At 51.8% G+C, this 12,254-nt stretch carries 5 protein-coding genes; all 5 read left to right on the top strand.

Annotated elements, in window-relative coordinates; all coding sequences use genetic code 11:
* Nucleotide 1 precedes the first annotated feature (1 nt).
* On the top strand, nt 2–2,029 hold the full coding sequence (locus ACESPU_RS13360; protein WP_373133419.1) for a hypothetical protein: 2,028 nt from the start codon (nt 2–4) through the stop codon (nt 2,027–2,029).
* Between the two features lie 55 nt (nt 2,030–2,084).
* Nucleotides 2,085–6,230 (top strand): hypothetical protein, encoded by a 4,146-nt coding sequence (locus ACESPU_RS13365; protein ID WP_373133420.1) that lies wholly within the window; start codon nt 2,085–2,087, stop codon nt 6,228–6,230.
* Nucleotides 6,231–6,253: 23 nt separating this feature from the next.
* On the top strand, nt 6,254–6,550 hold the full coding sequence (locus tag ACESPU_RS13370) for a hypothetical protein (RefSeq protein WP_373133421.1): 297 nt from the start codon (nt 6,254–6,256) through the stop codon (nt 6,548–6,550).
* Entirely contained in the window at nt 6,528–6,809 is a 282-nt protein-coding gene (locus tag ACESPU_RS13375) for a hypothetical protein (RefSeq protein WP_005862408.1), read from the top strand. The genes ACESPU_RS13370 and ACESPU_RS13375 overlap by 23 nt, the downstream gene beginning before the upstream one ends.
* A gap of 14 nt (nt 6,810–6,823) precedes the next feature.
* Nucleotides 6,824–12,254: CotH kinase family protein (locus ACESPU_RS13380; RefSeq protein WP_373133422.1), on the top strand; the 5,431-nt coding region annotated here is incomplete at its 3' end.

A 12,254-nucleotide genomic window follows, 5' to 3' on the forward strand; every position in this document is an offset into this window, starting at 1 on the left:
GATGGATATCATTCACGAATCCGGCAAGGCTTACGACCTAGGAGACATCCAATTGGCCTTATCCCGGATGAACCCGTTCTTTAACGATTACGGAGAGCAGAGCTTACCGGTAACACTCCCTCCCACGGACAGGAATAGGGAACTACTCATCTATCCGGATAACATGGCCGGGATCAGCAAGGCCTCGCAGCGGATCAACGCCATGATCCAACACGGGGTATTCTCCATTCCCTGCCGTCAAGCCATCCTGTCGGCGAACCGGAAAACCGGGATCGAGACCAGCTTCTACCTCAATACCGGAGCGTTCTACGAGAAAATCAAGGATGTACCGTTATCCACGGTCTTTGAGGACAAGGTTATCAAGTTCGCGTCTGTCAGCGAGGCGATATCCTTCTGCCGGAACCTGTTCATTACACATGACGACCGATTCGCCTTGTTCCCGGCCATCCTAGAGTCCGGTTCTTTAAACGCCACCGGTGATCCGGGACCGGACGGATATCCCCGTCTTTACAACGACGTGGAGCGGACGGAGGTAGTCGATGAGAAAACGATCCGGTTGGCTCCGGGATTCTACATATCCCCCTTCATCCGTGGATTGCATCTATTGGAGGAGATATTCGCCTATCTCGGCTACACCTTGGAGGACTCCTTCTTTTCCCGCACCACCCCATTCAAGGACATGGTCTTTCTGAACAACACGATCGATACGATCGTAAGGGGTGAGATCCGATACTCCCAGATCGTCCCGGACTGCATGATCAAGACGATACTGGACGTATACCGGTATAAATTCTGCTGCGAGTTCATCCCGGACGAGACCCGCAAGACCATCTGTATCGTGCTATTCGATGAGAACCTGAACGAGACACCCTCCTGCGACCTCACGGATCGCGTAGCCGGTAAATACACAGTCAACCATCCCTCGAGCTTCAAGCAGTTAAAGCTTACCTGTGACCGGCTCACGCCGCCGGAAGAGAAACAGGAGAGCGAGCGCCCGATGCCAACGACGGGAAGAGCCACGGGGAACGAGAACGAGGAGTTCAGTACCTTGGTAGACCTATTAAAGAAATACCCGGACGTGGAGTATAACCAGATATCGGGTGAGTTTGTCCGGAGAGGTTACAAGGGGATCACGCCGGTCACGCAACGGATAGGTCTGGTCACGATGGATTATTACGCCGGCGGGACACTGGAGACGGAGAGCAAGGAATCCCCGGACGTGCTACCGGCGATGGTCTATACACCTGCTTTTGGCAGCGGAGGAGCCGGGGCCATCCCGCATCTCGGGATTTATATAGGGACCGGAAGATCGTTGAACTCCTCCATCATCATGGATTCCGTGAATGACTCCACGTCTGAGGTGGTAGGCGAGGCGGAAGATAACGAGGAGTTGAAACCCATGCCGGCGTTCGTATTCCATGCCGGGAAACTGGACTACGGGACGATCCTCAATCATGATGCGGATGGAAACAAGCTCTGGAACTATACGCTCGCCTACCACGGCCCGGACGGGCTTTTCGAACGGTTCTGGAGGAATTACGATTCCCTGCTCCGGAACTCTCTGCTCGAGATAAAAGCGAGCATGCTTCTCAGTGACATCCAAAAGGTATCGCTCTCCGAGTACAGGAAGGTGACGATCGAGGGACAGGAGTTGCTTCCCTCCGCCATACAATATAGCCCGGGTTCCCGGGAACCCTTGGAATCCACGTTCCTTACCACGAGGCTTTACGAGCCGGTATCCACGGCCATGGCCGAGGCAGAGCGGTTCGCCTCCCATGTATCCAAATATAAATGGAAGGTCAACTACTCCCGGTCCAACGCCAGTGACAGCGTGAAAAGGAGATGGGTGTTCAAGGAGGAGCCCGTGACCATATACTACGCCCCGCCCAGCGCATACCAATACGTGCAGGGCGGGAAATACCATCAAGCCACTTATCCCGTGCAATTCTATAGCCGTGGCTCCGCATCCGGGCCGACCGATCCGGAGGACGGTACCCTGACCGTGTGGCTCGAGCCCGTGACCCGGTAACTGTCCTTTATCGGACCATCCGACAGCCATACTTTTGGGGGTAAAATAATCGCAAATGGCAACGATCATAGATAAACCAGACGCTCTGAGCCTGTCCGGGAACATGAGGAAATTTGTATTGGGGGCACAAGAGGCCGTCTCTTTCATCTTGAAGAAAGGAACGGCCACCTTGCTCGAGCAAAGCTACGAGCCCGGGCCGGACAAGATGGTCACGATCGACGTGAGAGAGGTGGTGGAAAGCCAATTGAGCTATACTTTGGACACGGCCCAAGAGATCTATTCCCAAAATACCATATTCGCAGATTTCACGGCCACGATAGACGGGACCTCCCACTCGTTCCGGGCGATCCGGTGCGGGATAGCGGATCTGGCGGACACGCCGGGAAACTGGTTGAAGTCCCACTTCCTCACGTGGCAGCCAAAGGTCAAGGAGGTGACCTATTACTCACCGGAGTGGTTGACCTACTACGCCATATCGGACTGCACGGTGAAGGCCAAGGCCACGTTCCCGGACAAATCTTCGAGCATGACCTCCTTGAAGGGAATGACCGCCGGCGAGTGCGTGACACTCAATCTCCAATACGCAATCGTAGCCAAGCTATTCGGGAACAAGTACCCCAGCTATCTCGAGGTTTACGCCGAGGCCGGCGGAGCGAGACTGAGCGTATCGCAATTCTATAAATTCACGGATATCCATTCCGAGGACGAGCAATGGTTCCTTTTCGAGAACAGTCTGGGCGGTATGGACACCTTCCGTGCCCATGGGGTGAACCGTCTGCAGGCGGAGCATGGCCACCTGATAGCGGAACTGGACGAGAACCTGTCCGAGTATGACGTGGAGACCGATCGTAAGTTCGTTAAGAACACGGGATTCCTCGATGATTACTCCCGCCGTTGGTTGCTGGATTTTTTCCCCAGCCGGGCCAAGTATATATACGAGGCGTCCATGATCCGGAGAATAATCGTCACCGAGAGCGACGCCACCTACACCTCCAACGATCTCCCGAGCTCCTATACGTTCACGTACCGACTCTCGGAGATCTCGAGATACCTGAACCTTATCCGTAACGAGAAAGAGCTTCCGGATAATCTAACGGTTCCAAACCTCTCCTCGCCGGATTTTATTTTTCCCCCTCGCTTAGCTGAGCTCCCACGGCAAGAGCTTGGCGAGGGGGTATTATTCCCGGCCTTTGATCCGCATAACCCGAAAGCATCCGTTACGTCTTTTGGTGTAATACATGACACGATAAGGAACGGCATCATAAGCGAACTTGGAGAGACTTGGAGGGCTATCGTCAACGGAGCAGGAGGATCGGGTGGACCGGGAGACGATTTCTATCATATAAAATTAGATGATCTGACAGAGCCGTCCGATGAGAACGCTTTCACGGCTCTTAGAGCCTTGAAGGAGATACTAAAGCCTATATCCGCACTTGATGATCGCTTTTTAAGAAAAGATATAGATGATACGGCGCATGGTAACATCACTTTCGAAAAAGACATAATCTTAAGCGGGCTGGAATCCTCCATCTACTCAGACCGTGACGCTGATAGTTTCAAGCACGAGAATGGTTTCCGTATCTTCGCCGATGGCACGGCATGGGTGAAGGACTTGAAGGTGAAGCATGACTCCATGTTCGCCGGTTCCCTTTCCTCTCCTACATTCGCCTCCGGTTTCCCGAACGGGACGGGATTCATGATAGCGCCTTACAAGGTGACGAACGCCGCCGGTGTGGAGGAGACTAAATACAAGCTGGAGATCGATTCGATCTCGGTACGCAACGAGCTTAAAGTATATACGTTCGTGGTCTCGCAACTGCTTGGCGAGAATGATAACCGCATCTTCGCCGGAATGATGGAGGTGGATCATTACGACCCGGAGACCGGCCGGATCTACCTAGATACCGACGGGGGCAGGTTGTACAACCCGTTCCGGGAAGGTGATATCCTCATGGTACAGCAATTTCAAGGCGATCCTACCTTGCAGAACGACTACAAGATGACCAAGTCGTACGAGCTGAAGGTGGTGGAAGTGGCCGTAGGGGACCTCTCCGACGGCGAGAACCGTCTGGACTGGCTCCGTTTCACGAATTTCGTGGGAAATCTATCGGACATAGCCAAGAGGGATACCCTTTGCCGTGTGGACAATCCGGATAACTCCACCCGCAGCGGCATCATGAAGATCACCACGGTGGATGAGTTCGGCACGCCCTACATGGACGTGATCCGTGGGATGAAGACCGATCCGGAAAACTGCGTGAAGGTACGTATCGGGAACATGAACGGTCTGGTCACGCCCTATTTCGGAAGGTTGGACGGTGACGGGGCGTACGTGGAGAATCTTTACGCCCGTGGGCAGTTCATGCTCGATACGGGGGAGAACGTGAAGACCAAGTTCGAGATCGTGGAAGGCAGGCTTTCCAGCGAGATGTCTTCCGTGCGCTACGAGCTATCGGAGAAGGATAATTGCCTCACGAACGCCTCTTTCTTCGCTGATACGGTAGGATGGGTACTCGGTAACGACGTGTCGCTATTCACGGTGAAGGAGCGTTTCATGGCCGTGAACGAATCCTTCTACGCTGAGAAGGATAAGGTTACAGGAATCGTGGAGGTATCCAGCCGCAAGGCCCTTTATATCAAGAACTCGGGAGTAAAGCAATTAAACTCCTACCTGAAGAACAAACCGGACGGCCAACTGGAGATGCCCGACGGGACGAAGGTATGGCCTAGCTATTACGTATCGTTCATGTACATGGTAAAGACCGCCGGTATGTTAACATCCGGATTCTCCGGACAGGGGCTTTACGTAAGCAAACCGTTGGCGATCACGGATACCTTCGTTCAAGAGGAATTTTCCGGCAAATGGAACGGAACAGGTGATTTCATCTTGAATTATACGGGGGAAATATATATCTACAACGTCCAGATGTCCACGCATCCCGTGGAGGACTTACGGCTGGAAATGTCCACCAAGTTCTTGCAGACGGACGAGAAGATAGGCATGTACGCCCTGAAGATCGACACGTTGAGCGGGACGGTGACGAAGATGGGGGTAGAATTGGATAATACGACCAGCACATTATCCTTGTACGTGACGAAGACTGACAGCATAAACCAGACAGTGACAAGCCTAGGCTTAAAGCTGGACGGTGTGGATGAGAGCTTGACGCTGTACGCCAAGAAGACCGACGTATCCGGGCTGAAAACCGAGATGGAGGCGGCTATCAAGGTGAACGCTGACAATATTAATCTGAAGGTATCTAAGGATAGTATCATATCGAGCATCAACCAGACGGCGGAGACGATCAAGATAAACGCTAGCCGACTCAATTTGAATGGTTTCGTGACATTTTCCATGTTTGACCTAAGCACCCAGAATACGATCAAGAACAAGGTTAACTCAGGTGATCTAGGATCGATGGCGTGGAAAGATGGTGTCTCTTCCGATGATCTGTCTTGGGCATTAAGTCAAGAAATATCGAACAAGGTCAATCTGACTACCTTAAACAACACTCTTTTAGGTTATACGAAAAGTGGGTCTATCACAAAAGAAGACCTGGCCAAAGCCCTTCAAGCGGAATTAACAGGGAAACTTACAGGTAGCGCCAGTGTGGGAGCGAACAAATTGGCGAGCGTGATAATAAACGGACAGACGCTTATAGCGGGAGGGTATATTCAAGCGGACTTGATAAACGTTAAAGACCTTGTCGTAGGCAGTACCTTGAGTATCGGTGCGTTCTCCTTGAATAGTTATAAAGGTCTTAACTGGACTGGCTCTGACTATTTCGGTAATACCTCCTTTAGGCTGACAGTAGGGGGAGGATACACATACAATACTGGAACAAGTTGTAAAACGATGGTAGGGGCTTGGAGCAATTCCGCTGATACCCATGCGTGTATATCTGGTATATGCAACACTTTTGGCGTAGCCATATATGGATCAACAGACGGATGGGGATCGAATTTTCCTCCGGATGGATCTAAGTACGCAGGCTTTTTCAGTGGGTCGGTATTTGCTACGGGCCAAATGCGTTGTTCCGGATTTTCTATTTATAAGAGTTCTGACATGTACCGCTATCATTATCCCGGAGTTTCTTTCAACCCCGCAGATTTTGACTTAGACAATGTCCGTCTTCGTGTTATGGGCGGCATAATCGTCGGAGTGACCGATGACAACGGAAATATTTTATTAGGATCATAGATTTTTTTTAAAACAGTAGAATTATGAAAGTAGATTTCAGTAAAGTAAGTATTAACGCTACGGTAGAAGGCGATCCCGTAGTTATTGACTTGACAAAAGAGGTAGGAAACTTGGTCTATGGACGTACGGCGGATATCGCTGTCTCTGATTTCGGAAAGAAGATATACTACAGCAAGGAAGCTATCGATGTTCCGAGACCTATGGCTGAGTCCATCAAGGAGATCATCATGGAATCATCCTTTATCGCCCCCTTGAAAAATGCCATGAACGAGTTACTTACCCCTAAAACAAAGAAAAATGGAAACGACTACAATCAATAAGTCCTTAACAGAAGCCCTATCTTCCACGGGTTTCGTGAAGATAGAGGCATCCCGTAAGGAAAGCGAGCCATTCCAGCATATAGATGCCTACATATACGATGCCGGTACCCGTATCGGGTACGCGTCCGCTGATCGTAACAAAAGGCTCTCTTTCTTCCAAGAATCCCCGGACAGCCTTACCGGAGAGGAATGGATAAGCGCGTATACGAAGGTGCAAAACGCTTTCGACAGGATATTTAACGAGACGGTAACCCTATAAGCAATCTTGATCCCATGGCATATACTCTCGAAGAAATTAAAGAACTGGTCGAGATTTTAACCCCGATCGTAAAGAACGCTATAGAGGCGGGTTCCCTTAGCGTAGAGGATCTCCGTGTAGCGGAGAGCATGGATTTCGTAAACTCTTTGCCGGCCTTGGAGGAGAAAGGCCTTAACGTCTCTTACGTGAAGGTCCGGCTGAAAGACTTGCTCGGTAAATTGGACGGGGATTATGCCAAGGAGCTGGAGGCGATCAAGAAATTGCTGGAGAAGAAGGTGGATAACGGCTACTCGAAAGACGGTAATCTGTATCTTACCTCCGGGGGCGTTGTCGTATCGGACGCTATCCCGGTAGGCTCCGGAAGCGGGGGCGGCGGCGGGGCTAGCTCGCTGGGCGAGCTTACCAACGTGGATGAGATCGTAGACCAAGATCCGGACGAGTCCCGTGTGCTGGTGCAAGAGGCCGGAAGCTCGCTATGGACGGTGAAGAACCTCTCCGAGATCGGAGGAGGAAGTGGTGGTGGCGGCGTGACCATGAAACTCGTGGGCGTCACCGATACGCTCATCACCACGGTAGAGGGGGCCGCCGTCACCGTGGGATACAATTTCACGAGCGTCTATCAGGATGACGGTTCCGAGACCGGGCCGGGAACGGCCACTTACACCGTGAACAGCCAGAAGGTGGGCATGGTATCCATCTCGCAGGGCAATAATTATTTCGATCCGACGGAACACTTGATCACCGGCTCCAACACGGTAAGGGTAACCGTGAAGGATAGCACGGGATCGTCACGTTCCCTATCCTATACGATCGAGGTGATATCCATGTCCATATCCTCCTCCATAGACCCGGCGCTCGTCTATTCCGGGGAGATCGTTTATCGCTATACGCCCGTGGGGGCCATCAACAAGACGGTGCATTTCGTACTGGACGGGAAGGAGTTGGGAACGGTGGAGACCAGCGCCTCGAACCGGCAATTGACCTACGTGATCCCTAGGCAGGCGCATGGGGCGCACTTGCTCCAAGTCTACATGACGGCCCTTATCAACGAGGAGCTGATCCGGAGCAATACGCTTACCAACGACCTTATCTGTATCGTGGAGGGGGATAACACGCCTATCGTGGCCTCCTCTTTCGCCCAGACCGCCGCGCGGCAATACGACCGGCTCACGATCCCCTTCGTGGTCTATACGCCGGACTCCTCGCTATCGGAGGTTACGCTATCGGCGAACAACGCCACGGTATCCACACAGAGCGTAGACCGCACCTTGCACGAGTGGAATTACCGTATTCCCCAGTCGGGAGATCTCTCCCTGAAGATATCCAGCGGGTCGGCCTCCCGGACCTTTACGCTCGCCGTATCCCCCGCCGAGGTGATCGTGGAGCCGGAGAAGGCGAACCTGCAACTCTGGCTGACCTCGCAGAACCGGAGTAACAACGACAATAACCGTAACGAGTGGAAATACGGGGATATATCCGCGGATCTGACCGGCTTCAACTTCAAGACGAACGGCTGGATCTCGGAACGGGATAGCACCTCCCTCCGTGTGTCGGGTGACACCCGTGTGCGTATCCCGCTGAAGATATTCAAGGATGACTTCCGGGCCACGGGTAAGACCATCGAGTTCGAGTTCTCCACCCGCGACGTGACCGATTACGAGGCTATCGCTATCGAGTGCGTGAACGGGGGGATCGGCCTTCAGATATCTTCCCAGAAAGCGGTGTTCTCGTCCGAGCAGACCACGATCGACACCCGGTTCAAGGAGGAGGAGAGGGTTCGCATCTCCTTCGTGGTTGAGAAACGCACGCTAAACCGTTTGATATACATCTATATCAACGGCATCATGTCCGGGGCGGCGCAATATCCGTCGGAGGATAATTTCCAGCAGAAGGTTCCGCAGGATATCGTGATCGGTAGCGAGGGCTGCACGATCGACCTGTATAACATCCGTGTCTACGATAACGACTTGAACCAATACCAGATGCTCGATAACTTCATAGGCGATCTGGACGATTACGACAAGGCGCTGGCTATCTACAACCGGAACCAAGTATATAATGATTATGGGGATATCACCTATCAAAAGGTGTTGGAGCGATTGCCTTGCTTGATCTTCGAGGGGCCGTTGCCTACTTATAAAGGCGATAAGAAAACAAACAAGGTCTATTTTACGGACTTGCAAGAACCCGGGCGATCTTTCTCTTGCGAGAACGTCCAGAATGACGTGCAAGGTACCTCCTCCCAATATTATCCGAGGAAGAACTGGAAGTTCAAGTTCAAGGCAGATATCACCTACACGGAGAGCGGAAGGACATCGCCCACATACGCGTTACGGGCGAATAGCATTCCCGTAAACGCCTTTTGCGTGAAAGCGGATTTCGCCGAGTCATCCGGTACGCACAACACGGGTATGGCCAAGGTCATCAATTCCCTATTGATCGAGATGGGGCTTACCACCCCGCCCCAAAAAACGAACAAGGAGGTCCGCACAACGGTAGACGGCTATCCGATAGCCATCTTCCACCGTGAGACGGCAAGTGATACGCTGGAGTTCGTGGGTAAATATAATTTCAATAACGATAAGTCCACCGCCGACACCTTCGGTTTCTCCGAGGGTGACGAGAGCTGGGAGTTCTCGAACAATACCTCCGATCGTTGCCTCTTCAAGTCCGCCGATTTCTCCGGGACGGACTGGACGAACGACTTCGAGTCCCGCTATCCGGACGATGACGCTATCAACGCCGAGTACGAGGTGGGTACCCGCAAGCCGGAGAAGCTCATGGCCGTTACCTCGTGGGTCGTATCCACCAAGGACAACTTGGATAAATTCAAGAACGAGGTTCGGAATCATTTCAACCTTGATAACTTGATCGCCTACTACCTTATCACCGAGTTGTTCGGTATGGTGGACCAGCGGGCGAAGAACATGTTCCTTACCTATTTCCACGAGGAGGGGAAATGGATCTTTATCTTTTACGACAACGATACCTGTTTCGGCCTGAATAACGAGGGGTTGATCGCTTTCGGATACAATATAGAGTATCACGACAAGATAGGTACGCTAAACGTCTGGAACGGTGAGAGTAGCGTGTTGTGGAACAACCTTGAGAAATGTTTCCCTTCCGAGATCGAGGCGATGTACAAGGATATCCGTACCCGTGGATTGCTCTCGTACGACTTGATCATGTCCGTGTTGAACGGCGAGCAATCGGACAAATGGTGCGAGGCGATCTACAACGCCGACGGTCGTTTCAAGTATATCGACCCGCTGATAGAGGAGGGCAACGGGTCTTACCTGTACGCCGCCCAAGGCTCCCGTATCGAGAACCGTAAGTGGTGGACGTATAACCGCTTCCTTTATATAGACAGTAAGTATACGGCGGGCAGCTTCCTCTCGGATTTCGCGACCTTGCGTCTCTATACGCCCCGGGAATGGACGGGCGTGTCCCCGTCGGCCAACATGACGATCATCCCGTACGCCGATCAGTATACCCGTGTAAAGTACGGTTCCTACATGGTGGGGCAACGTACCTACAAGGACGTGCCGGTATTGATCGAGGCCCCCGACATCGTGTTTAATGACACCGAGACGATCATCTATGGGGCGAGCCGGGTGAAATCCTTGGGGGATATGTCGGGGTTGTACGCCGGTACGATCGACGTATCCAAGGCTACCCGCCTCTCTGAGTTGTTGATCGGTAGCGGCGTGTCGGGCTATCAGAACACGAACCTTACCGTACTCTCGATCGGAACGAACAACATGCTCCGCAAGCTGGACATCCGTAACTGCCCGAACTTGAGGCAGGCGGTGGATATCTCCGGATGCGAGAACATGGAGGAGGTCTACGCCCAAGGCACGTCCATCACCTCCGTGGTGTTGCCTGCCGCCGGTATCCTCTCCAAGTTGTATCTCCCGGCTACCCTCACGGGTTTAACCCTCCGTAATCAATCCAAGCTTACGGACGCTTATTTCGAAATAGCGGGGGTTACGAAACTGACTACGATCGTTTGCGAGGATACGGGGATCAACGTGTTCTATCTTATAACTCGGTGCTTGGGTATCAAGAACCCGGTGTTGAACCGTGTCCGCCTTATCAATATCAATGCCTCGGCACCGAACCTGAACGACCTCTATAAATTGATCAAGGTGGGTGGTATCGACGAGAACGGCAATAACGTACAGACCGCCGTCATAACGGGAAAATACCACGCCATATCCGCTACCAGCGATAAGCTAGCCAAGTGCCGGGCGGCTTTTCCGGAGCTGGAGATCACCTATACGACGCTCTTACCGCCGACTATCACGACATTCGTGTTCCGCTCCTCCCAATCCAAGACGATTACCAACGCCGTGTTCGAATGCGGGGATTATGAGTACGAGAAGGTGAACGAGTACACCTACAAGGTGACGGCGGACGATGATTCCATAGTCCCCATCATCTTCAAGTGCGACAACCACAAGGATTTCACCGCCGATTATCTCGTATCCGGAACCCGTACGCAGGACTATACGATCACATACATCCCCTTGCGTACCATCCGGGTAAAGGTCTACGGCCAATCCGTCTATCTATCCGGAGCCATGATCACCACCGATACCAAGAGCTACACGAGCGACGCGAACGGATACGTCTATATCCGTGGTGGCGAGGCGATGAAAGGAACCGTATCAGCGTTGGGCTACGGAAGCAACACGTTTGATTTTCCAGCTATCACGAATGACACGAGCCATACGCTGGAGGTGTATGCTGTGGTAGATGTAAAGTTCGTGGTGAAGAGTCAAGATAACGTCCTAATCGAGGGGGCAACCGTTTCTTGTGATGGAAAGTCAAAAGAGACTAATCTATACGGGGAGTGTATATTGCAGATAACCAAGGGAACGTATGACTATGACATTACGCATCCTAACTATTTTGATTATAAAGGGCAGGTAACGGTCGGAACGTCTGCTATGAGCGTCAATGTCTTTATCGTCTTAAACCCTGTAATCTTGAAGCCAGAGGAAAACGGGAACATACAAATGATGTTGGTCGGTACATCTTGCTCTATCAGCGTCACTTCTCCTACCTCCTCCTATGTGATAGACTGGGGGGATGGTACGACAGAAAACGCTTCGGGAACAGGATCTAAGTCCTATAGCCATACCTATACGGATAACGGCTATCATAACGCCGAAATACTTTCTTGTGAGGATGTAACATACGCCATAGGATCAACTTCATGTCTCGCTGCATATTGGAGTATTGGTGATAGCACCGTAGTTGATATCACGTTTTATAAATGCTCCAAATTGATCTATTTTGGAAATGTTTTTAAGAATGATAAAAAAAGGACTAAAGTCTCAGAGTTGCTGTATGGCTGCACCAATATCACTTCGGTTGATCTGACTCCTCTGGCTGGATTGGTGAACGTTACGAATGCCTCAAGGTTGCTGTCTGGCTGCA

This window comes from Parabacteroides sp. 20_3 (genome assembly GCF_964238835.1).
In the GTDB taxonomy this organism is placed as follows: domain Bacteria; phylum Bacteroidota; class Bacteroidia; order Bacteroidales; family Tannerellaceae; genus Parabacteroides; species Parabacteroides distasonis.